Origin of the sequence: Neisseria sp. 27098_8_112 (assembly GCF_041433235.1) — a bacterium.
In the GTDB taxonomy this organism is placed as follows: Bacteria; Pseudomonadota; Gammaproteobacteria; order Burkholderiales; family Neisseriaceae; genus Neisseria.
Genome location: NZ_JAPWBB010000013.1, coordinates 36730 through 61022, shown reverse-complemented (window position 1 = coordinate 61022; position 24293 = coordinate 36730). Strand labels below are relative to the sequence as shown.

At 49.1% G+C, this 24293-nt stretch carries 22 protein-coding genes; 10 read left to right on the top strand and 12 right to left on the bottom strand.

Annotated elements, in window-relative coordinates:
* Nucleotides 1-70: 70 nt before the first annotated feature.
* The 10 genes from O3682_RS09175 to ispH all read left to right on the top strand — a co-directional run bounded on the left by O3682_RS09175 (nt 71) and on the right by ispH (nt 9603).
* Nucleotides 71-829, top strand: coding sequence for a nucleotidyltransferase domain-containing protein (locus tag O3682_RS09175; protein ID WP_371509730.1), 759 nt, complete (start codon nt 71-73; stop codon nt 827-829).
* 14 nt (nt 830-843) lie between these two features.
* Nucleotides 844-1905, top strand: coding sequence for a DNA polymerase beta superfamily protein (locus tag O3682_RS09170; protein ID WP_371509728.1), 1062 nt, complete (start codon nt 844-846; stop codon nt 1903-1905).
* 392 nt (nt 1906-2297) lie between these two features.
* Complete coding sequence (gene pilB / locus O3682_RS09165; protein WP_070824176.1) at nt 2298-3977, top strand: type IV-A pilus assembly ATPase PilB; 1680 nt, start codon at nt 2298-2300, stop codon at nt 3975-3977.
* Nucleotides 3978-4055: 78 nt separating this feature from the next.
* On the top strand, nt 4056-5297 hold the full coding sequence (locus O3682_RS09160) for a type II secretion system F family protein (RefSeq protein WP_371509726.1): 1242 nt from the start codon (nt 4056-4058) through the stop codon (nt 5295-5297).
* A gap of 1 nt (nt 5298) precedes the next feature.
* Complete coding sequence (locus O3682_RS09155) at nt 5299-6186, top strand: prepilin peptidase (protein ID WP_371509724.1); 888 nt, start codon at nt 5299-5301, stop codon at nt 6184-6186.
* Entirely contained in the window at nt 6186-6806 is a 621-nt protein-coding gene (gene coaE / locus O3682_RS09150; protein ID WP_371509722.1) for a dephospho-CoA kinase, read from the top strand. The genes O3682_RS09155 and coaE overlap by 1 nt, the downstream gene beginning before the upstream one ends.
* Nucleotides 6803-6985 (top strand): DNA gyrase inhibitor YacG, encoded by a 183-nt coding sequence (gene yacG / locus O3682_RS09145; RefSeq protein ID WP_371509721.1) that lies wholly within the window; start codon nt 6803-6805, stop codon nt 6983-6985. The genes coaE and yacG overlap by 4 nt, the downstream gene beginning before the upstream one ends.
* Before the next feature lie 81 nt (nt 6986-7066).
* The gene (gene glyQ, locus O3682_RS09140) at nt 7067-7966 is read left to right on the top strand and encodes a glycine--tRNA ligase subunit alpha (protein ID WP_003685919.1); all 900 of its coding nucleotides are present in this window, start codon (nt 7067-7069) and stop codon (nt 7964-7966) included.
* A gap of 148 nt (nt 7967-8114) precedes the next feature.
* Entirely contained in the window at nt 8115-8621 is a 507-nt protein-coding gene (gene lspA, locus O3682_RS09135; protein ID WP_371509720.1) for a signal peptidase II, read from the top strand.
* A gap of 13 nt (nt 8622-8634) precedes the next feature.
* A complete protein-coding gene (ispH, locus tag O3682_RS09130) occupies nt 8635-9603 on the top strand; it encodes a 4-hydroxy-3-methylbut-2-enyl diphosphate reductase (RefSeq protein WP_371509718.1) in 969 nt (322 codons plus the stop codon).
* Nucleotides 9604-9723: 120 nt separating this feature from the next.
* Here the strand turns inward: ispH and ftsZ are convergent, their stop codons facing one another.
* From ftsZ to O3682_RS09070, 12 genes are all read right to left on the bottom strand, one after another.
* Nucleotides 9724-10923: a cell division protein FtsZ gene (gene ftsZ, locus O3682_RS09125; RefSeq protein ID WP_003682480.1), complete on the bottom strand. Its 1200-nt coding sequence runs from the start codon at nt 10921-10923 to the stop codon at nt 9724-9726.
* Between the two features lie 252 nt (nt 10924-11175).
* Nucleotides 11176-12429, bottom strand: a complete 1254-nt coding sequence (ftsA, locus tag O3682_RS09120; protein ID WP_003682483.1) for a cell division protein FtsA — start codon at nt 12427-12429, stop codon at nt 11176-11178.
* A 74-nt stretch (nt 12430-12503) separates the two neighbouring features.
* Nucleotides 12504-13223, bottom strand: a complete 720-nt coding sequence (locus O3682_RS09115; RefSeq protein WP_371509717.1) for a cell division protein FtsQ/DivIB — start codon at nt 13221-13223, stop codon at nt 12504-12506.
* Nucleotides 13213-14127 carry a D-alanine--D-alanine ligase gene (locus O3682_RS09110; RefSeq protein WP_371509715.1) on the bottom strand — a complete coding sequence of 305 codons (915 nt, stop codon included), beginning with the start codon at nt 14125-14127 and terminating at the stop codon, nt 13213-13215. The genes O3682_RS09115 and O3682_RS09110 overlap by 11 nt, the downstream gene beginning before the upstream one ends.
* 87 nt (nt 14128-14214) lie before the next feature.
* Complete coding sequence (gene murC, locus O3682_RS09105; protein ID WP_371509714.1) at nt 14215-15624, bottom strand: UDP-N-acetylmuramate--L-alanine ligase; 1410 nt, start codon at nt 15622-15624, stop codon at nt 14215-14217.
* Between the two features lie 166 nt (nt 15625-15790).
* Entirely contained in the window at nt 15791-16858 is a 1068-nt protein-coding gene (gene murG / locus O3682_RS09100; protein ID WP_070765628.1) for an undecaprenyldiphospho-muramoylpentapeptide beta-N-acetylglucosaminyltransferase, read from the bottom strand.
* A gap of 4 nt (nt 16859-16862) precedes the next feature.
* On the bottom strand, nt 16863-18125 hold the full coding sequence (locus O3682_RS09095; RefSeq protein WP_070712118.1) for an FtsW/RodA/SpoVE family cell cycle protein: 1263 nt from the start codon (nt 18123-18125) through the stop codon (nt 16863-16865).
* 271 nt (nt 18126-18396) lie between these two features.
* Complete coding sequence (locus O3682_RS09090; protein ID WP_371509712.1) at nt 18397-19893, bottom strand: amidase; 1497 nt, start codon at nt 19891-19893, stop codon at nt 18397-18399.
* 202 nt (nt 19894-20095) lie between these two features.
* Nucleotides 20096-20656 (bottom strand): L,D-transpeptidase family protein, encoded by a 561-nt coding sequence (locus O3682_RS09085; protein ID WP_371509710.1) that lies wholly within the window; start codon nt 20654-20656, stop codon nt 20096-20098.
* Nucleotides 20657-20669: 13 nt separating this feature from the next.
* Nucleotides 20670-22007 carry a UDP-N-acetylmuramoyl-L-alanine--D-glutamate ligase gene (murD, locus tag O3682_RS09080; protein WP_371509708.1) on the bottom strand — a complete coding sequence of 446 codons (1338 nt, stop codon included), beginning with the start codon at nt 22005-22007 and terminating at the stop codon, nt 20670-20672.
* Nucleotides 22008-22051: 44 nt separating this feature from the next.
* Entirely contained in the window at nt 22052-23314 is a 1263-nt protein-coding gene (locus tag O3682_RS09075; protein WP_371509744.1) for a tetratricopeptide repeat protein, read from the bottom strand.
* A 70-nt stretch (nt 23315-23384) separates the two neighbouring features.
* Complete coding sequence (locus tag O3682_RS09070) at nt 23385-24290, bottom strand: SEL1-like repeat protein (RefSeq protein ID WP_371509706.1); 906 nt, start codon at nt 24288-24290, stop codon at nt 23385-23387.
* Nucleotides 24291-24293 lie beyond the last annotated feature (3 nt).

The window sequence follows — 24293 nt, the reverse complement described above, 5'->3', positions numbered from 1 at the left end:
AGCTAAAAGGCCGTCTGAAACCTGATTGCTCAGTTTCAGACGGCTTTTCTGCAAACATAAGGAAAACGTAATGAAACAAACCATTCAAGAAAAACTGACTCAAATTTCACTTGCCGAACCACTGCACTTTCTGCTGGCGGCGGAGAGCGGAAGCCGCGCATGGGGCTTTGCTTCGCCCGACAGCGATTATGACGTTCGCGCCATTTATATCTGCCCGCAGGAATATTATCTGCAAATCGATGAAGCAAAAGATACGTTTGAATTTATTGAAAACCAATGGTTTGACGTAGGCGGCTGGGACATCCGCAAGGCTTTGCGCCTGTTGAGAAAAAGCAATGCCGTATTGCTGGAATGGCTGCGTTCGCCGATTGTTTATACACAAGATGAGGCATTCATAGGCCGTCTGAACAAACTTGCGCCCCAATACGTCCAAACCGCTGCGTTGTTGCACCATTATCGCGGTATCGCCGGCAATGCTTTGAAAGCCATGGATTTGGCGCAGCCGATTAAATTGAAGAAATGGTTTTACGTCTTACGCCCTTTATTGGCGGCACGCTGGGCAGTGAAACAAGGCGGTATTCCGCCAATGACTTTGGTTGAGTTGATGAATGAATGGCAGACAGATTGTGCTACCCAAATTACTGATCTGGTTGCATTAAAAGCAGGTCAGGACGAAAGTTATCTGCACACATTATCGCCAGAGCTGCAAAAGCTGACTGTTGACCTATATTACGAAGTTTTTGCCTTGTCTGCCCCTGCTACTGAACCTGCCGATAGCGGGCCTTTGAACGAATTGTTCCGCTCCACCTTGGCAACCATTTATCCGTAAAAGGCCGTCTGGATATGCTGACCCTCGAAGACTTGCATACGCAAAACCTGATTCTGCTCGAAGCCGTATCCGGCAGCCGTGCCTACGGCTTGGCAACGCCCGAGTCCGATACCGACATCAAAGGCGTATTTTACCTGCCCAAATCCATGTTTTACGGCATGGAATACATCCCGCAAATCAGCAATGAAACCAACGATATTGTGTATTACGAACTGGGACGGTTTATCGAATTGCTGCTGCAAAGCAATCCGAACACGCTGGAGCTGCTGGCTTCCCCCTCTGACTGTGTACGATACCGTTCGCCATTGATGGATGCGTTTAAAACCGAATGGTTTATCTCCAAAACCTGCCAGCAAAGTTTTGCAGGTTATGCCTACGGACAAATTAAAAAAGCACGAGGATTGAATAAAAAAATCAGCAATCCGATGCCGTCTGAAAAGAAAAGTATCCTTGATTTCTGCCACATCATAGAAGGCAGGCAAACCGTACCGTTACAGTACTGGCTTGCACAACGCGGAATGGAGCAAAGGCGTGCAGGCTTAATCAAAATAGCCCACGCCCGAGAACTTTATGCCCTGTTTTACGATGCCGACGGCACACTTGGCTACCACGGTATTGCACCCAAACTCGAAGCCACAACGCTGTCACTCAGCACCATTCCAGAAGGCGAAACACCGCTTGCCCATCTATCCTTCAACCAAGACGGATACAGCAGCTACTGCCGCGAATATGCCTCTTATCAACAATGGCTGGCAGAACGCAACGAAACACGCTATCAAGGCACGCAGGCGCACGGCCAAGGTTACGATGCAAAAAATATGATGCACACTTTCCGCCTGCTTGAAACCGCGCGCGATATTGCCCTTCATAGCGAAATCCGTCCACGCCGTCCCAATCGTGACGAATTGCTGGCCATCAAGCGCGGCTCTTTTCCTTACGATGAACTGTTGGCGCGTGCAGAAACCTTGATTAACGAAGTAGGAAATTTGTTCGCCCAGTCCGATCTGCCGGAAGCTGTAAACAGCACTTTGGCAATCAATGCCCTTGTCGAAATCCGAACCAAGATTTACGGATAAGAGAATCAAAAACAGAGGCCGCCTGAAATTATGTTTTTCCGCTTTTCAGACGGCCTTTTCATATTTCAAATTCCAACCGTCTATCCATCAAAACAACCTTTTCCGCCGTCTCCCAACAAGGGATAGCAACATGAAATATAATTTCGTTATTGATTGGATTCATAGGACAAAATTGTTGTTTTTTCATCATAATCCAAAAATATCGAGTTTAACGCCTATTCTCCTTGCTTTATAATGGCCGTCTGAAATAAAAATACAATTAAAGCAGAAGCATGTCTTTGCAACTTAAGCAGATTTGCATAATTAAACATATGCTTTAATCATAATAATGATAAAATAATACGGCTTTCCTCTAAATTAAAGGGAAAACTGCACAAGAAACGGAAAATAAAATGAGTGTCGGATTATTGCGTGTTTTGGTTCAAAGCCAGACCATCTCAAATCAACAAGCGGAACATTACAACAGCCTTTTACAATCGGGCAAAGAAATCCTGCCCAACCTGTTTTCAGACGGCATCATCTCCCCTAAAGCTTTGGGAGAGTTAGTCGCGCGCGTATTCAGCTATCCTCTTTTGGATTTGCGCTACTACCCGCGCAATAATGTAGTCAGCGACATTCTGACGGAAGAGCAAATGGTGCAAAACCGTTGCATTCCGATTTTCAAACGCGGACGCAAGGTTTATTTCGCCGTATCCGATCCAACCCAAATCCAAAACTTTCAAAAAATCGCTTTTGCTTCAGGTTTAAGTGTCGACTTGGTAGTAGTTCCAGACGACCAGCTCAGCTCATTGCTGGAATGGCTGGGTCAACGTTCGACCACCATTCTGAAAGAAATTAACGACGAACATGAAGCAACGCAGCAATCGCAATCGCTTTATATCGACAATGAAGAAGCTGAAGACGGCCCTATCCCCCGCTTCATCCATAAAACCTTATCCGATGCCCTGAACGCTGGCGCATCAGACATCCACTTTGAATTCTACGAGCAAATGGCGCGCGTCCGTTTCCGCGTGGACGGGCAATTGCGTGAAGTCGTACAGCCTCCTGTCGCCGTGCGCGGCCAGTTGGCATCGCGCATCAAAGTGATGGCACGTTTGGATATTTCCGAAAAACGTATTCCGCAAGACGGCAGAATTCAAATTGCCTTCCATAAACACGGCCGTCCGATTGACTTCCGTGTCAGCACTTTGCCGACATTGTTTGGCGAAAAAGTGGTGATGCGTATCCTAAATTCCGATGGTACATCGCTCAATATCGACCAGCTCGGCTTAGAGCCTTTCCAAAAAGAAATGCTGTTGGAAGCCATCAACCGCCCTTACGGCATGGTATTGGTTACCGGTCCGACAGGTTCGGGCAAAACCGTTTCGCTCTATACCTGCCTGAGTATTTTGAACACGGAAGATGTGAACATTTCAACGGCAGAAGATCCGGCCGAGATTAACTTGCCGGGCGTCAACCAAGTCAACGTCAATGAGAAACAAGGCCTGACATTTGCTGCCGCACTCCGATCCTTCTTGCGCCAAGATCCTGATATTATTATGGTCGGTGAGATTCGTGACTTGGAAACTGCCGACATCGCCATTAAAGCCGCCCAAACCGGCCACATGGTTTTCTCTACCCTGCATACCAATAATGCACCGGCCACGCTGTCCCGCCTTTTGAACATGGGTGTCGCGCCTTTCAACATCGCCAGCTCGGTCAGCCTGATTATGGCGCAAAGGCTGTTGCGCAGACTGTGTCCAAACTGCAAACGCGAAGTTGAGCGCCCGCCGGTTCCGGCATTGAAAAAGGCCGGCTTTACCGATGCGGACTTGGCTCAAGATTGGAAACTCTACCGCCCGGTTGGTTGCGACAGCTGCCGCGGCAAAGGCTTTAAAGGCCGCGTCGGCATTTATGAAGTCATGCCGGTCAGCGATGAAATGCAAAAAGTCATTATGAACAACGGTACAGAAGTTGATATCATGAACATGGCCTATCAGGAAGGCATGGTAGACTTGCGTCGCGCCGGTCTCATGAAAGTCATGCAAGGCCTGACCTCGTTGGAAGAAGTGACTGCTCATACCAATGACTAAACTGCCATATTTTCAAAATTACAATAAAGCGGCACGGGGAAACAGTCCGCTTTATTTCTTACTAACAAGGGATAACTCATGGCTCAAGCAGAGCAAAAAAGAAGTCTGTTCGGTTCAAGAAGCAAAGGTAAACGTTTTACATTTGAAGGAAAAAACATCGAGACCGAACGTCTTGTCCGTGGTGAAGTAGTTGCCAAAGACGAAGAAGAAGCACGCAAAAAACTCCAACGCAGAGACATTCGTCCTTTGCGTATCAGCAAAGTCAAAACCGCACGCAAACGCCGTATTACCCAAGAAGACATTACAGTGTTCACCCGCCAACTGGCAACAATGATGAAGGCAGGCTTGCCGCTGATGCAAGCTTTTGAAATCGTTGCGCGCGGCCACTCCAATCCGAGCATGACCGAAATGCTGATGCAGGTTCGCTCCGATGTCGAACAAGGTAGCGCATTGGGTAAATCATTCTCCAAATATCCAAAATATTTCGACCGCTTCTATTGCAATCTGGTCAGCGCAGGCGAGTCCGGCGGCGTACTGGAAAGCTTATTGGACAAACTGGCTGTCTATAAAGAAAAAACCCAAGCCATTAAGAAAAAGGTTAAAACCGCGCTGACCTACCCGATTGCCATTATCGTGGTGGCGATTGCGCTTATCTTCATCATGATGATGTTTGTACTGCCTGCCTTTAAAGAAGTTTATGCCAATATGGGTGCAGAGTTGCCAAGCCTTACCCAACTTGTCATGAACTTGTCCGATTTATTCGTCGACTACGGCTGGATTATGATCATCCTTTTGATTGTTTCTGCCTTCGGTCTGTACAAACTCCATGAAAAATCGCCTACCTTCCAAAAACGAATCGATGCTCTGATTTTGAGACTGCCTGTTTTTGGCACTATTGTCCGAAAAGCAACCATCGCCCGTTGGGCGCGTACGACCTCTACCCTCTTCGCAGCCGGCGTTCCTTTGGTGGAAGTATTAGATTCAGTTGCAGGCGCATCCGGCAATATTCTCTATGAAGAAGCTACTCAAGACATCCGCGCCAAGGTAACCCAAGGTCTGTCGCTGACATCCAGTATGCAAAGTACGGATATGTTCCCCAACATGGTGATCCAAATGGCAGCCATCGGCGAAGAGTCTGGCTCTTTGGATGATATGCTGAACAAAGCAGCCGAATTCTACGAAGATGAAGTAGACAACTCCGTCTCCCGATTGTCTCACTTGATGGAGCCTATCATCATGGTGGTATTGGGTTCGCTCATCGGTATCTTGCTGATTGCCATGTATCTGCCGTTGTTTAACTTGGGTAATGTCGTAGGTTGATATGCTTGATAGTATTTACTCTGCCATCGACGCCCTCTCCGTTCTTGCACCATTCGCCATTCCTTTAGCCGTTATTTTGGGATTGCTGATTGGCAGCTTTCTAAACGTTGTTATTTATCGCACGCCGATAATGATGGAACGCGAATGGACACAATTTTCCAAAGAGCATTTGGGCATCGAGCTGACAGACGAAGAAAAACAGCCATTTAATCTGCGTAAACCGGATTCACGCTGCCCCAAATGCAAAAGCCCAATCAAACTTTGGCAAAACATCCCTATCCTCAGCTATGTTTTCCTGAGAGGAAAATGCCACTCCTGCAAAACTGCGATCGGCATACGCTATCCGCTGATTGAGCTGCTTACAGGCATCTTATTCGGTATTGTCGCGTGGCAATACGGCTGGTCATGGGCGACTATTGGCGGATTCATTCTGACTGCCATATTGATTGCGCTGACCTTTATCGATGCCGATACTCAATATTTACCCGACAGCCTGACTCAGCCCCTAATTTGGATCGGGCTGCTGTTTAATCTGAATGATACATTCATGCCCCTGCATTCAGCCGTTTTAGGCGCAATCGCAGGCTATATGAGCCTTTATACTTTATGCGCCGTCTATAAACTTCTGACCGGTAAAATCGGCATGGGCAATGGCGACTTCAAACTTTTGGCCGCGCTCGGTGCATGGCTGGGCGTAGGTATCTTGCCTGTTCTGATCTTCATGGCTGCCTTGGTCGGACTGGTGGGTGCACTCATTGCCCGCGTCGGCAAAGGCCAATATTTTGCTTTTGGTCCCAGCCTTGCTGTGGCAGGATGGATTATTTTGGTTGCCAATGCACCTATTACCCAACTGGTACAATGGTGGCTCGTACAATCAGGATTCCGATAATGACATTATGGATAGGCTTGACCGGCGGTATCGGCAGCGGCAAATCATCTATTGCCCAAATGTTTGCCGAACTTGGCGTACCCATTATTGATGCCGATGCCATCAGCCGTTCACTGACTGCTGAAAATGGCGAGGCCCTTCCTTCTATCCGCCAGCTTTTCGGCGATGAGGTTTTTGACAGTGAAGGCCGTCTGAATCGTATGGCTTTACGGGAAGAAGTTTTCAGACGGCCTCAATCCAAGAAACAACTGGAAAACCTGCTTCTGCCATTGATTTTAAACAAAATTCAACAGCATAAACAACAACTTGCTTCCTCTACTTACGCCATTATCGATGTCCCGCTTTTGATTGAAAATCCGGCATTTAAAGCGGATACCGACCGCATTTTGGTTGTAGATGTTCCAGAGTCCGTCCAAATCGAACGCGTACACCAACGCAATGGTTTTTCAGATGAACAAACGCGTCAAATCATGGCCACCCAAGCTTCTCGCTCTGACAGACTGCTTCATGCCGACGATGTATTGGACAATACCCATAGCATGGAAGAAGCAAAAATCAAGGTTGCCCGTTTGCATCAATACTATCAATCCATTGCAAAAACTCTGAAAGAAACTGCATGACCTCTCCTGTTGTAAAATGTCCAACCTGCCACAAAGAAGTCGTTTGGAATACCGACAGCCCCTACCGCCCTTTCTGCAGCAAACGGTGCAAACTCATTGATTTAGGCGAATGGGCACAAGAAAATTACACCGTTTCTTCGGAAGACGACCCCTTTTCAGACCTGTTGGACGGCAAATAAACTGCGCCGCTTCCTTCAGCCTATCCAAAACAGGCTCAAAACAGTAAAATACCCTCTTTATTCCAATCTATTCCATCCACCATGCTCACCTTCCAACAAATTATTTTCAAATTACAAAACTACTGGGCAGACAAAGGCTGCACCGTTATCCAACCTTTCGATATGGAAGTCGGTGCCGGTACTTCGCATCCAGCCACCTGCCTGCGCGCGTTAGGCCCGGAGCCTTGGTTTGCCGCTTACGTTCAACCCAGCCGCCGCCCCAAAGACGGCCGCTATGGCGACAACCCCAACCGCCTGCAACACTACTATCAATTCCAAGTTGCGCTCAAACCTGCACCGGCCAATATTCAAGACCTCTACCTCGACTCACTGCGCGAATTGGGTATCGACCCTAAAGTACACGACATCCGTTTTGTCGAAGACGACTGGGAAAACCCTACTCTCGGCGCTTGGGGCTTGGGTTGGGAAGTTTGGCTCAACGGCATGGAAGTAACCCAATTCACCTACTTCCAACAAGTCGGCGGTATCGACTGCTCCCCTGTACTTGGTGAAATCACCTATGGTATCGAGCGTCTCGCCATGTATCTGCAAGGCGTGGAAAATGTGTACGACCTCGTTTGGGCAAAAACCCTTGATGGCAACATCGTGACTTACGGCGACGTTTATCATCAAAACGAAGTCGAACAATCCACCTACAACTTCGAATACAGCGATGCCGATTGGCTCTTGCGCCAATTCAACGACTATGAAGAACAAGCCAAACGCCTGCTTGCAGTTGAAGATACCAGTCTTGCCCTGCCTGCTTACGAGCTTGTACTCAAAGCCGGCCATACGTTCAACCTCTTGGATGCACGCGGTGCCATTTCCGTTACCGAACGCGCAACCTACATCGGCCGTATTCGTGCACTGAGCCGTATCGTTGCTCAAAAATTCGTTGAAAGCCGCGAGAAACTGGGCTTCCCGTTACTTAAAAACCAATAAGCCCGTATATACTTACCACGCCGCCCTTTGATACATTCAAGTGGCGGCGTTTCTATTTTCAGACGGCCTTGACGCCGATGCCATCGCAAACACTTCCAGCCTGCTTTCAGGTAAAATAAGCCCTTTATTACATAAACCGTCTGAAAACATGAGTTCATCCTCTTCTGCAAAAACGCCCTTTTTCTTACTTTCCCTCGTTGCCATCATTCTTGACCAACTGAGCAAATGGGAAATCTTGAAACACTTTACCAAAGGCGAACGCCTCAATATCATTCCAGACTTTTTTGACCTGACCCTTGCCTATAATCCAGGCGCGGCATTCAGCTTTTTGGCCGACCAAGGCGGCTGGCAGAAATTCTTCTTTTTAGGTCTGGCCGTCGTTATCAGCCTATATTTGGCCCGTGCCATTTTGCGTGATGAGTTTGGCCTCTGGGGCAAACTGGGGGCGGCCATGATTATCGGCGGCGCGATTGGCAATGTGGTTGACCGTCTGATTCACGGCCACGTTGTCGATTTTCTGCTTTTCTATTGGCAAAACTGGTTCTACCCTGCATTTAACATTGCCGACAGCTTTATCTGCGTTGGCGCAGTTTGCTTGGTAATAGATGGTTTGCTGCACAAAAAAACACCTTCAAACGACACAAAGGCCGTCTGAAAACGGAACACACATGACTCAAAAAACCATTATCCTTGCCAATCCCCGCGGCTTCTGTGCCGGCGTTGACCGTGCCATCAGTATTGTTGAACGTGCACTCGAAGAATTTGGCGCGCCTATTTACGTCCGCCATGAGGTTGTTCACAACAAATTCGTCGTCGACAATCTGCGGGCAAAAGGTGCCGTCTTTGTCGATGACTTAGCGGATGTCCCAAAGGGTGCCACACTGATTTACTCTGCTCACGGCGTATCCAAAGCCGTACAGGAAGAAGCGGCACAACGTGGTTTCCGCGTTTTTGATGCCACCTGCCCTTTGGTAACCAAAGTCCATAAAGAGGTAGCCCGCCTCGATGAGCAAGATTACGAAATCATCATGATCGGCCACAAAGGTCATGTCGAAGTAGAAGGCACGATGGGACAGTTGCCCCCGGGTAAAATGTTTTTGGTTGAGACAGTGGAAGATGTGGCCGGACTGAACGTCAAAAATCCTGACAAACTTGCCTACGTCAGCCAAACCACTTTATCGGTAGACGAAACCAAAGACATTATTGCAGCTTTGAATCAACGCTTTCCCAATATCCGCAATCCGCACAAAGAAGACATCTGCTACGCCACAACCAACCGCCAAACTGCCGTTAAAGAATTGGCCGAAGAATGCGATCTCGTGATTGTTGTCGGCTCGCCCAATTCTTCTAACAGCAACCGTTTACGTGAAGTAGCCGCATTACGCGGAGTTGATGCCTATATGGTCGATAATGCTTCCTATCTGAAAAAAGAATGGTTTGCAAACAAAACCAAGGTTGGTGTCACTGCCGGAGCATCTGCACCCGAAGTTTTGGTTCGAGAAGTCTTACAAACCATTCAAGATTGGGGGCACGAGACCATACGCGAAGGAGAAGGTGCAGAAGAAAGCATTGTATTTGTCTTGCCCAAAGAATTGCGTCGTGAGGGAGAAAACAAGCAGATCCTAAATAAAGGGTAAGTTTGTTATTTGCTTTATTTGAAAACTTAAGACCGTCTGAAAATTTTCAGACGGCCTTAAGTTTATTTTACTAATAAAAAGACCCGCCTTTAAGGCAGGTCTTTTCATGCATGATCCTGATTATTTCTCAGAAGTATGTTGCTGACGGCGCAAGATAGCCGGAATTTCAAAGTCATCCAGTACAGACTGGTTGCTGAAATCAGCCGCAGTCAGATTCATAGAACGAATATTGCGGTTGGTACGAACCAGGCTTTCAGCACTGCTTTGGCTTTGAGCTTGAGGCGCTTCTTCTGCACCGCGTACCAATTGTTGGGTACGGGCAGCAGCGCGCAGTTGGTTGTCAGTACCGTTTTCTTTCAAGCCGGTAGCAATAATGGTAATACGGATAGCGTCTTCGCTCATGCTCTCGTCTTCGGCAGCACCAAATTTGCATTCCACTTCAGGGTGTGCATTTTGGTTGACGATACGCATAATCTCGTTGAACTCAGACATTTTCAGGCAACCAGGAGCAGTGGTAATGTTTACCAATACACCACGTGCGCCATCCAAAGTAACGTTATCCAAGAGCGGGCTGGAGATAGCTTGATCGGTAGCCAAACGGGCGCGGTCGATACCTTGCGCAAAACCTGAACCCATCATGGCGATACCACGATTACTCATCACGGTTTTCACGTCGGCGAAGTCCAAGTTGATCATGTCGCTAGGGCAAGTTACCACTTCGGAAATACCGGCAACTGCATCACGCAGTACATTGTCGGCCGCACGGAAAGCTTCGCGCATGGTCACGTCTTCGCCCAAGGCAGTCATCAATTTATCGTTCGGGATAATAATCAGGGAATCGACACGCTCTTTGAGCTGATCCAAACCTGCTTGAGCGATATGTACGCGTTTACCTTCATAAGCAAACGGACGGGTCACAACTGCAACGGTCAGAATACCCATTTCTTTAGCAATTTCAGCCACAACAGGAGCAGAGCCGGTACCAGTACCACCACCCATACCGGTAGTGATGAACAGCATGTTTGCACCACGGATGGCATCTTCGATGGCTTCGCGATCTTCTTGAGCAGCGGCGCGACCAATTTCAGGATTTGCACCGGCACCCAAACCACGAGTCAGGTTTGTACCCAATTGAATGCGTTTAGCCGCATTGTTTTTAGCCAATGATTGCGCATCGGTATTGGCACTGATGAACTCAACACCATGAATAGTGTTGGCAACCATGTTGTTGATGGCATTACAGCCGCCGCCACCCAAACCGATAACTTTAATAACAGCAGGGCTCGTTGCTGATTCTGCTACGTCGTAAACAAATTCCATTCAATAATCCTCCGCGCCCCGCTTTATAAGGACGGTTCAAAAATAACTCATTATCCGTATTATATAAGAAGTATTCAGATACTGGCAAAAATCTTCTTATCATCCGACTGTCGGCGTTATATTTTTACTACAATTTTTAACAGAAAATATACAAGTTCTAAATTATTCACTTAGCAATTATTTAAAACCGTTTAATTCCATTTAAATATTCAGGACAAACGGATTTTACACCGCCTGCCCTGAACGCTTTTATCAGAAATTATCTCTGAAGAATCTTTGGATTTTTTCCCACAGACCCATTTTTTTTCCTGAATCATTCAGGGCAATCGCGCCGGTTCGGCTGGTTTGTTCACCCTCTTCTGCGGCATAGGCCGTCTGAAGCAGGCCGATCGCTGTTGAATAGCGTGGATTGCGGATACGCTCAGATACGCCGCCCATTTCTTGTGGAACACCAATACGCGCCGGCAGGTTGAAGACTTCTTCCGCCAACTCAACAATACCGGTCAACATAGAAGCACCGCCGGTCAAAACGATACCGGAAGTCAGCACTTCTTCTGGGAAACCGGAACGGCGCAATTCGTTCAGCGTCAATTCCAAAATCTCTTCTACACGCGGGCCGATGATTTCAGCCAATACACGGCGCGAAATTTGACGTGATTGACGGTCGCCTACGCTAGGAACTTCAATCATTTCATCCAAGCCGTCCATAGTCGGAATCGCGGCGCCGTAATGGATTTTGATGTACTCGGCTGCACTGTGCGGCGTACGCAAGGCTTGTGCCAAGTCTTTGGTAATCAAATCACCGGCAACGGGAATAACCGCAGTATGACGGATGGCGCCATTGGTATAAACCGCGATGTCGGTTGTACCGCCGCCAATATCGATGACGCACACACCCAAATCTTTTTCGTCTTCAGTCAAAACGGCGTGACCGCTTGCCAAAGGCTGAAGCATGATTTGATCCATTTGCAGGCCGCAACGTTGGATACATTTTTGGATATTTTGTAAAGCAGTGTTCGCACCGGTGATGATGTGTACACGGGTATCCAAACGCACGCCGCTCATGCCGATAGGCTCTTTCACACCGGGTTGGTTGTCGATGATGTACTCTTGAACCACGGTATGTAAGATATTGTGATCAGGCGGAATATTGATGGCTTTGGCTGTTTCGATGGCACGATCGATGTCGGCTTGCGATACTTCGCCATCTTTAATTTTGACTACGCCTTGTGAATTCAGGCTGCGGATATGGTTACCGGCAATACCGGTGACAACGTGGGAAATTTTGGTATCTGCCATCAGCTCGGCATCTTCTACCGCCTGACGAATGGCTTGCGCGGTAGCGTCAATATTGGTCACCATACCTGCACGCAGGCCGCGTGAAGGGCTTTGGCCCAAGCCGACAATGTGGATTTCATTATCTTCCCGAATCTCGCCGATTAAGGCGATGACCTTGGACGTACCAATGTCTAAGGCACTGATATATTTATTTTGTTGTTGTTCCATAATTGCTCGTTCGCTATGTTGTCTGACTGACGGTTTGATTATTTTTGAAACAAGATTGCTTCACGTCTAATCGGCTATTCACTCTCGAAAGGGTTTTCAGACGGCCTGTAACGGACTGAAAAACCATCCTTATAACGCATATCGACATACTCGATACGACTTTGTTTTTTACGCAGCAGCGACGGCCAAATCTGGGCAAACTGCTGCAAACGTTTAATTTCGTTTTCACGCCCCAAGCGCACGGTAATGCCGTTGTCCAATACAAGCAGCCATGCCGAACGCGGCGTGTAGATCAATTCTTTGATGGTCAGCTTCAACGGACTCAAAATACCGGAAAAGTCCGCATAATGTTTGACCATGTCTTTACCTGTCCCCTGCTGCCCTTCAAATATAGGCAGGTCCTGTTTCAGATTTGCGGCAAACACATTGCCCTTACTGTCCACCAAGCCGCCAGCGCGCCAGTGTGCAACCGGCACGCGCTCGGTCAGGATAATTTCCACTGTTTCCGGAAAACGGCGGCGTACCATTGCCGAGTCAATCCAAGGCAACTCCTGAAAAGCGGCCTGCGCCGAATCAATATCGGCGCGGAACATATTACCCCTGATATGCTCTCGTGCAACGGTTTGCAATTCTTTGCTGGAAGCATATTTCAGCTTGCCCTGAATGGCAATCTGTTTCACAGGAAAATATTTGGAATTGTAAAGCCAAGCTATGCCCGAACCTATCAGTAGAAAGGCCATCAGCAACAATAGCCGGCGGGTCAGCCGACCCAGTGCGCCTGCATCATCCCACATGAGCGGTCTTCAAAATCTCAATACATAAATCAGCAAAATCTACGCCGGTATGGGCTGCAGATTTTGGCACCAAACTGTGGCTGGTCATACCGGGCAAGGTATTGATTTCCAAAAGATACAGCTTACCGTCCGTATCTTTCAGGAAGTCCACGCGCGAACAACCGTCCGCACCAATCGCCTGCGCGCCACGCACGGCCAGTTCGCGCATCAGGTTTTCCTCCGCCTCGCTCAAATCTTCCGACGGGCATTGATAAACCGTATCGTCGCGGTTGTATTTAGCCTCGTAGTCGTAAAACTCAGTAGCTGGAATAATATGAATGCTCGGCAGGCCTTTGCCGTTCAATACCGGGCAAGAATACTCGCCACCGCCGATAAAGCGTTCGGCAATAATTTCGCCCTGCAAGTGTTTCAATTCTTCATAAACGCTTTTCAGACAGCCTTTTTCTTTTACTTTTACCACGCCGACGCTGCTGCCTTCTGCGGCGGGTTTCACAAACATCGGCAGGCCCAATTTTTCTTCAACAGCATCAAAGTCGCTGTCGTCATGCAATACAGCAAACTCAGGAACAGGCAAACCCACAGCCTGCCAAATCAGTTTGCAGCGGTATTTGTCCATACCCAGCGCGGAAGCGGCCACACCGCTGCCGGTGTAAGGAATACCCATCAGTTCCAACGCGCCTTGAATCGCGCCATCTTCGCCGAAAGTGCCGTGCAGAATATTGAAGGCCGTCTGAAAACCTTGTGTTTTCAATTCAGACAACGGGGTTTCTTTGGGGTCGAACGCATGGGCATCGACGCCTTTGCTTTTCAAGGCAGCCAAAATAGCGGCGCCGCTGTCCAGCGACACTTCGCGCTCGCTGGAGAAGCCACCCATCAACACGGCCACTTTGCCAAAATTCTGCATAATTTCCACTTTCTTAAATACTGATACAGGCCGTCTGAATATTGTTCAGACGACCTATCTGTCCTCAAAGGCCAATATGCCTGTTTATTATGATTGTTTCGACAATTCCACCAATGCAGACGGAACGCGGTTGATGCTGCCTGCACCCATATTCAATACAACATCACCGTCCTGCAAAACATTCAGCAGCATTTGCGGCAGGTCGGCAACGTTTTCGCAGTAAATAGGCTCAAGTTTGCCCAATACGCGGATGGCGCGCGCCAAGGCGCGGGAGTCGGCCGCGGCAATCGACTCTTCGCCTGCGGCATAAACTTCGGTCAACACCAGCGCATCAACGGTATTGAGGACTTTGGTAAAGTCTTCAAACAAATCGCGTGTACGGGTATAGCGGTGCGGTTGGAAAGCCAAGACCAAGCGTTTTTCAGGGTATGCACCGCGTGCAGCGGAAAGGGTTGCCGCCATTTCGACAGGATGGTGACCATAATCGTCCACCAGCAGCGCGGTTCCGCCGTTTGGCAATTTGATGTCGCCATATTTTTGGAAGCGGCGACCGACACCTTCAAAGCCGAGCAAGCCTTTTTGGATCGCTTCAACCGATGCGCCAACTTCCAGCGCAACGCCGATAGCCGCCAAGGCATTGAGGACGTTGTGGCGGCCGGGCATATTCAAAACAACTTCAAACGGCTCTTGCTCATGTCCTTTCATTTGGACATGAACAGTAAATTTCATTTGCGCGCCGATGTTTTCAATATCGGTTGCGTAGATATCGGCAGTATCGTCCAAGCCGTAAGTCGCGTAAGGCTTGCTCACTTTGGGCAAAATCGCGCGGACGTGTTCGCTGTCGATACACAAGAAGGCTTTACCGTAAAACGGCATACGGTGAATAAAATCGACAAACGCCTGATGCAGCTTCTCAACACTGTGACCGTAAGTGTCCATGTGGTCTTCGTCGATATTGGTCACGACGGACATAATCGGGGTCAGGTGCAGGAAAGAGGCATCGGATTCGTCGGCTTCTGCAACAATGTATTCGCCTTTACCCAAACGAGCGTTGGTACCTGCGGCATTGAGTTTGCCGCCGATAACGAAAGTCGGGTCGAGTCCTGCCGCGCCGAGGATGGAAGCGGTCAGGCTGGTGGTTGTGGTTTTACCGTGTGTACCGGCAATAGCGATACCATCGCGGAAGCGCATCAGTTCCGCCAACATCAACGCGCGCGGAATGACGGGAATCTGCTGCTCCAACGCGGCAACAACTTCAGGATTGTCTTTTTTGACAGCAGTAGAGGTAACAACCACGTCGGCACCATTGACGTGTTCGGCAGTATGGCCGGGGTAAACTTGGATGCCGAGAGCGCTCAAATGCTCAGTAACGGCATTACGCGCCTGATCCGAACCGGAAACTTTAAAGCCCAAATTGTGTAAAACTTCGGCAATACCGCTCATGCCGACGCCGCCGATTCCGACAAAATGGATGTTGGTCACTCGATTTTTCATCATAACGTTGCGTTCCGGTTGGTTTTTAGTGCGTAAAGGCGTTATTTTAAAGGGCTATCCGCTTCTGCGCTATGCTTTTATTGTAAAGGAATTTTAACAAAAGCAATGAAGGCCGTCTGAAACGCCGTTAATCAACTTTTCAGACGGCCTTTAATCGAAGTCTGCCTGCTTATTCGGTACAAGAGATGGCAATTTCCGCCACATCGTCCGCACTGTGCGGCAACGCCAAGGTACGGGCATTTTTCGCCCATTTCAGGCATTTTTCACGGTTCAAGCCGCCAAGGATTTCGGCCAGTTTTTCTGCCGTCAGTTGAGTTTGCGGCAGCAGCAAACCAGCTTCGGCCTGCACCATAAAACGCGCATTGGCTGTTTGGTGGTCGTCCACTGCGTGCGGATACGGCACCAGCAATGCACCCAAACCGGCAGCTGTTAACTCAGCAATCGTCAGCGCGCCAGCACGGCAAATCACCAAATCGGCATCACGGTAGGCGGATACCATATCGGTAATAAATTCGACGCACTCGGCTTGCACACCCAATGCATCATAATCCGCCTGCAGGTTGCCCAATTTATTGCGGCCGGACTGATGATACATTTGCGGACGGGCCTCCTCAGGCAATAATGCCAAAGCTTGCGGAACGGTTTTGTTCAACACATCCGCACCCAAACTGCCGCCCACCACCAAAACTTTCAGACGGCCTTGACGGTTTTCAAAGCGTTCTTCGGGAACAGGCAATGCCGCAATATCGGCACGGACAGGATTACCCACCAAGCCGCCTTCATGTTGAAAGGCTTTGGGGAAAGCGTACAGAACACGTTTTGCCCAACGCGACAATTGGCGGTTGGACAAACCGGCTACGGCGTTTTGCTCGTGAATCACAATCGGCACACCGGAAATTTTTGCCGCCAAGCCACCGGGGAAAGTAACAAAACCGCCAAAACCGATAACACACTCGACACGATGTTTCTTAATAATCTGCTGAGCCGCACGGACGGTTTTATACAGCGTAAACGGCAACATCAGCTTGCGCTTGATGCCGTTGCCACGAATACCTTTAATGGCCAGCGTTTCCAAGCGGATGCCGTATTGCGGCACGATACGCTCTTCCATCGAATCCTGACTACCCAGCCAAATCACATGATGGCCGCGCTTTTGCAGCGACTCGGCAACCGCCAATGCAGGGAAAATATGACCGCCCGTACCGCCGGCCATCAGCATAAAAGTTTTACCGCTCATGGTTTTACTCCACCGAATAACCGCGCATTTTTTGGCGGTTTTCATAATCAATGCGCAATAACAAAGTAATGCACACCAGCATGATAAAGACAGCCGAACCGCCGTAAGACATAAACGGCAAAGTCAGGCCTTTAGTGGGCAGGATACCGATGTTTACACCGATATTGAAGAAACTTTGAATACCAATCCAAATACCGATACCGTTGGCAATATACGCGCTAAACATCAAGCCCGAATCACGCGCCTGCTTGCCGATGGAAAACGCACGCCACACCAGCCAGCCGTAGCAGAACACCAAAACCAGCATCCCGAAAAAGCCGAATTCCTCGCCGATGACGGCAAAAATAAAGTCCGTATGCGCTTCAGGCAGGTAGAAACGTTTTTCCAAACTCGCGCCCAAACCCTCGCCAAACCAGCCGCCGCGCGCAATCGCCATCAAGGAATGTGTCAGCTGATAGCCTTTACCCAAAGGATCGCTCCAAGGGTCCAAAAACGCCGCCACACGTGCCATACGGTAAGGCGCGGCCAAAATTAGCAAGCCCATACCGCTCACAACGGTCGCCACCAATACGGCAAAATACTTCCACGGAAAGCCTGCCAAAAACAGCATACCCATGGTAATCACGACAATCACGACAAACGAGCCAAAGTCCGGCTGACCCATAATCAAAACCAAACCGACCGCCACCAACATAATCGGCAGAATCAAGGTCTTAAACTTGCGGAAGCGTTCCTTTACCCTTACCCAAGCTTCACTTTTAAAAGGGCTGCACACCAAATCGCCAATACCGGTAAACAAAGACGACCAACCCAAAGAATCCAAATCACGCAACATTTCTTCACGACGCGTAAACAGGCTGGACAAATACAAGACCGTCGCCAATTTGAAAAATTCAGTCGGTTGCAAGTTGAGCGGTCCGATATGAATCCAGCGCGTCGCACCGTTAATCTCACGACCGACAAACAATACCAGCAACAACAGCAAACCTGAAACAGCAAAATAAAATGGAATAATCCGCCGCCAGAAGCTCATCTTCAGCAGAAAAAGCGGCAAACATATGGCCACCGTAAACAGGATAAACATTGCCTGCTTAGACACAAAAGAAAACTGGCTGCCCCCTTCCGATGCCGCATACGCAATAGAAGCCGAATAAATCATAATCAGGCTGAAGACCGTCATTAAGACGACCATCCACAAGAGAGAAACATCAAACTTCCGACCATCGCGCGCAATCGGCCGGTCAAGCATTTTGGAAAGACTAATCATGAAAACATCCGTAACGGCTTGAATAAAATATTCAGACGGCCTGCTAATGGGCAAGAGGCCGTCTGAAAAAATGAATTAACGTTATTTTAAAGGTTTATTTCCAAACCAACAATTCAGAATCTTTAAAGATGCCGGATTCCGACGTTCTTTGCGCCCTCCCCTACCCTTTGATACCGGCAAAAGGCCGTCTGAAAACGCTTTTATGTTCTCAGACGGCCTTGTATAAATTTTTTCTTCAGAAAAATAGGCTACTTTTTATCCAATACAAACCCTAAGCCAACTGCGGTATTTCCACCCACGGCTGTATCTGTTCCAACTGCGCTGCAAGGCGGAGCAGCGTGTCTTCGCGTCCGTGAGCGGCGGCAAACTGAGTACCGACGGGCAGCTCGTTATGCCGGTAAAGCGGCACGCTCATGGCGGGGTTGCCGCTCATGTTCAGCGGCGACGTATAACCGACGTATTGCAGCGCGGCGGCGGCTTCTTTTTCTAAAAACGGGTTGTTTTTCAACAGAAAACCCAAGCGCAGCGTGCCAAACAGCAGGCGCATGGCTTTTTGTGCGGCGGGCGGCGGCATCATCTCGCCGATTTTCGGCGTGGTGCGCGGGCAGACGGGCGTCATTAACACGTCGTAGCGTGTGAAAAATGCTTTGGCGGCACGTTCCTGCGCCAGCATCACGTCGCGCGCCCATGCCATTTCGCCCGCACTGATTTGCCGCCCCTGCACAATCATTGCCCACGTTGTCGGTTCAAGCAGGCAGTGCGGCAGTTTTTGTCCGGTTTCGTATTGATATTGGTAGAACAGTTTTGCCGTTTCGCCCATGACGATGATGCGGGCGGCGCGGTTGAGCTGTTCGGGCGGCGCGAAATCGGGCGTGGCTTCTTCCAATTCGTGTCCCGCGTCTTGCATCAGTTTCAAACTATGGGCGAACGCGGCTTCCGTGCCTTCGTCGTTACCGCCGCCAAACCATGTCTGTTTCCAAAAAGCGATTTTCAGACGACCTGTTTCTAGTTTCAGGCTGTCTGCAAAACCGTTTTCGGGCGGCGGCGGGCAGGCATACAGGGCGCGGGCTTGGGTTTGGGCGGCGATGTCCAGCAAAACCGCGCTGTCGCGCACGCTGCGGGTCAACACATGGTCGCATACCAAACCTTGCCATGCCTCCGATGCGTTCGGCGCGTAACTGCTGCGGCCGCGCGTGGGTTTCAGCCCGAACACGCCGCAGTTGTGCGCGGGTAAGCGAATGGAGCCGCCACCGTCGCTGCCGTGCGCTGCGGGTACGACGCCCGAAGCCACTGCCGCCGCCGCGCCTCCGCTGCTGCCGCCCGCGGTGTAATCCAAATGCCACGGATTGCGCGTGATGCCGTAAATTTCGGTTTCGGTAACGGGATACGCGCCCCATTCGGGCGTAGTGGTTTTGCCGAACACGCGCAGCCCCGCATCGAGATAGGCTTGGGTCAAATCGCTGTTTTGTTTGGCAATGTAATGCTGCATCATACGCGAACCCGACCATGTCGGCGCGCCTTCCCAATCCGCCAGCAAGTCTTTGAGCAAAAACGGTACGCCCGCCAGCGGCGTATCGGCATTTTCAGACGACCCCTGCCACGCCGCCGCACGTTCGCGCAAATCGTGCGCCAACAGATTGAGCTTAGGATTGACTTCGTCCAAGCGGTTTAAAGCAGCCTGCAACACTTCATCGGCGGAGACTTCTTTTTTACGGATCAGCTCTGCCAAACCGACGGCATCGTAACGGATGTAGTCTTGAAAATTCATGGGTTTTCCTTTCGGATTGATAACACGCGTTTTTTCGGTCAGGCATAGTTGCCCGCCGCCTCGCCGTTTGCCCGCATAGGCAAATTTTAAGAAACAGTAACACCGGATAAAGGCAAGGAACAAGTTTACCGTTGCTGCAAAAAGGTCGTCTGAAACCGCCTTGACGTTTTCAGACGACCTTTGAGGCAATAGCGCACAAGGTTTACGGCAGAATCTCAATTTCCGCGTTGTGTTTTACACTGCGGTAGAGTTCGTCGACTTCTTCGTCCGTTACCGCGATGCAGCCGTTGGTCCAGTCTTTTTGCAGGTGTTTTTTACCGATAAAACCCCAGCCGTTTTTCATGCCGTGGATTTTAATCAGCCCGCCCGGGCTTTTGCCTTGTGCCACCGCGTAGGCTTTATCGGCTTCATTGGGATAGGAAACGCCGAGGTTTTTATGGTAGCCGCTATTGGGATTACGTTCATTAATGCGGTATTTCCCTTCGGGCGTTTTGCCGTCGCCTTCAAACTGTTTATGCCCGACCGGTTGCTTGCCCAACGAAATGGGATAGGTTTTCAGCAGCCTGCCTTGCGAGTATGCCGACATGGTGCGTTTGCTTTTATGCACGACCAATCTGTCGATAACCGCATCTTCAGGCAACGGCGTTTCGCTTGGCGTGGCAACGGTTATCGTGGAACGAATCGGCGTGGCAAACCAAAACACCAAAGCGGCGACAGCCGAAAGCACGATTGCCAACAAGCCGATTTTCAACCCGACTTTCATCTTTCAGACGGCCTTACAAAGCTTTGAACGCTTCGATAAACACTTCCGAACGGTGCGCATAGCCTTTGAACATATCGAAGCTCGCGCAGGCGGGGCTAAGCAATACAATATCGCCAGTTTCGGCTTGGGCGTATGCCGTCTGAACCGCTTCTTCCAAAGTGGCGCAGTCGGTCATATTCAGACCGCAGCCGTCCAAATCGCGGCGGATTTGCGGCGCATCGACACCAATCAAGAACACACCTTTTGCCTTGCCGACAAGCGCGTCGCGCAGGGGCATGAAGTCCTGCCCTTTGCCCATACCGCCTAAAATCACGAAGAGCGGATTTTGTAAACCGGCAATCGCAGCGGCGGTTGCGCCGACATTCGTGCCTTTGCTGTCGTCGATAAACACCACGCCGTTTTTCTCGCCGATTTTTTCCACTCGGTGCGGCAGGCCTTGGAAGGTTTTGACGTGTTCGAGCAATGCTTCGCGCGGCAAACCGATAGCCTCACACAAAGCCACGGCAGCCATAACATTGGCGGCGTTGTGCAAGCCTTGTAACGGAATGTCTTGCGTGGCAATCAAATCTTCATTGCCTTGTTTCAGTTGGCCTGTCTCGAGTTCCAACCAAAAATCAGCTTCGTGTTCCAACGAAAACCATTTCACCTCGCGCCCAGCGCGTTTCATGGCGCGGCAGAACACGTCGTCTGAATTTAAAACCTGCACGCCATCGCCACGGAAAATCTTATCCTTGGTATGCGCGTAATCAAGCAGGTCGTCGTAGCGGTCGAGGTGGTCTTCGGAAATGTTCAGCACCGTCGCCGCAGTCGGGCGCAGGCTTTCGGTGTTTTCCAGTTGGAAGCTGGAAAGCTCCAACACCCACACGTCCGCCTTTTTGCCTTCGCGCTGCAATTCCGCCTCCAAAACCGGCGTGCCGATATTGCCTGCGATAACGGTATCCAGACCACACTTGATGCAGAGATAGCCGACCAGGCTCGTTACCGTGGTTTTGCCGTTGCTGCCGGTAATCGCAATCACCTTGTCACCGCGGCGGTTCACAACATCTGCCAACAATTCGATATCGCCCAACACACGCCCGCCGTTTTGCTTGAACGCCTCGATATCCGGCTGCCGCTCGCTGATGCCGGGACTGAGCGCCAGAATATCGAAACCGTTGGAGAGCGCATCTTTCAGACGACCCATATAAAACACCAGCCCGTCAAACATCTTACCGATTTGCGACACGCGCTCCGGTTTCAGCTCCGCATCATACGCGGCAACCTCCGCGCCGTTTTTGCGCAGGTAGGCAATCATAGAAATACCCGTGCCGCCTAGTCCGGCGACGAGGATTTTTTTATTTTGAAAAGTCATTTTGGTTTTGTCCTAAGTTTTTCAGACGGCCTTTGAATAAGGATTCAATATCCTTTCTGATTCAATTCTCGGTAAGCATCGCAACCTCGTTGCAATCCATTATCACAAGCCTTACCAAACCAATCTTTGGCAATCTTATAATTCTGACGAACACCTTCTCCGTTGGCATACATCACACCAAAATTATATTGGGCTTCTGCATATCCTTGCTCTGCCGCCTTACGATACCAATGCACTGCCTGTGCATCATCTTGACGAACTCCTTGCCCTTGATCATACATTATACCCAAATTGAATTGCGCTTGAGCAACACCTTGTTCTGCAGCCTTGTGATACCACCTCACCGCCTGTACATCATCTTGACGAATTCCTTGCCCATTGGCATACATTACACCCAAATTATATTGGGCTTTAGCATGCCCTTGTTCTGCCGCCCTGCCAAACCACTGCACTGCCTGTGCATTGTCTTGACGGACTCCTTGCCCTTGAAGGTACATCATGCCCAAATTAAATTGAGCTTGAGCATCTCCCTGCTCTGCTGCCTTTCTGTACCACTTAATCGCCTCTACATAATCTTGACGTACACCTTCCCCACTCGCATACATATCGCCTAAATTATATTGTGCATCTACATTCCCTTGTTCCGCAGCTTTACGATACCATCCTATAGCCTGTATGTAATCCTGATGCACTCCTTCCCCGTTAGCATATGCCACACCTAAATTATACTGACCTATGGCATCTCCATGACCAGCCGCTCTACGAAACCATTTCAACGCCTTCTCATAGTCTTTGCCAACACCTTGCCCATTAGCATACAGCATACCCAAATTTAACTGAGCATCTGTATTTTCCTGATTCGCAGCCCTATAAAACCATTCCGCAGCCTGAGCATAGTCTTGACTAACACCTTGCCCATTTTGATACAACATACCCAAATTATTTTGAGCTCCAGTATCACCCTGTTCGGCAGCCTTACGATACCATTCTGCCGCCTGTACATAATCTTGACCAACACCTTGCCCCAGCTGATACATTACACCCAAGTTAAATTGAGCTTTAGCATTCTCTTGCTCTGCTGCCTTACGAAACCACTGCACTGCTAGCCTGTTGTCTTGACTAATACCCTGTCCATTCGCATACATTGCTCCAATACTTAATTGAGCTTCTGGATCTCCTTGCTCCGCAGCTCTCAGCATATTCTTAAAATCCGGAATACTTTCAGCTAAAGCTGCCTGCCCTAACCCAAAGCAAGCCATCACACCCATTATTATTTTTTTCACCGAAATCTTCATTTTAAAATCCATTACATTCAAATTATTATTTCTGTTTTATCCTAGTTTTTCAGACGGCCCTTAGCAAAATTTAATATCCTGCCTAATCCAATTTTTGATAAGCATCACAACTTTGCTTGTCTCCATTAGCACAAGCCTTCTTAAACCATTCTTTAGCAACAGATTGATTTTGAGGAACACCTTGTCCGTAATGATACATAACACCTAAATTATATTGGGCCTCAGAACTTCCTTGCTCGGCTGCTTTACGATACCAATATAAGGCCTGCTTATCATCTTGACGAACACCGAATCCATTATGATAAGCCACGCCAAGATCTGATTGAGCTTTGATATTTTCTTGATCTGCTGCACGATGTAGCCATAGCACCGCCTGTTTAAAATCTTTTTGCACGCCTAAACCATGCATATACCTTGTAGCCACAGTATATTGTGCTTGATTATCTCCCTGCTCCGCCGCCTTTCGATACCATCGGAACGCCTTCTCAGGAGCTTTACCGACACCTAATCCGTTATCATACATAATGGCTAAATTGTATTGGGCATCAAGATACCCTTGTTCTGCCGCCTTTTCATACCATTGAGCTGCTTGATCATAATCTTGTTCAATGCCTTTACCAAAAAAATAGATTGTTCCTAAATCATACTGAGCTTTAGCAAAGCCTTGTGCAGCAGCTTTTTGAAACCAATATTTGGCTTGCTCATAATCTTGAGCAACACCTTGTCCCTTATAATATAATCCCCCTAGATTGCTCTGCGCTTCAACATCCCCCTGTTCTGCCGCTCTACGGAACCAATGTTCTGCCTGTTTATAATCTTTGGTAGCCCCTTTCCCCAAGTAATACATCAAACCTAAATTAAATTGGGATGCAGCATTCCCTTGTTTGGCTTCTTGCTCTGTTTCTGCAAAATTTGGGATATCACTTGCATTAGCCATCTGTCCGAATCCAAACAAAGCAACTGCTATTCTTCTTAACCAATTTTTCATTTT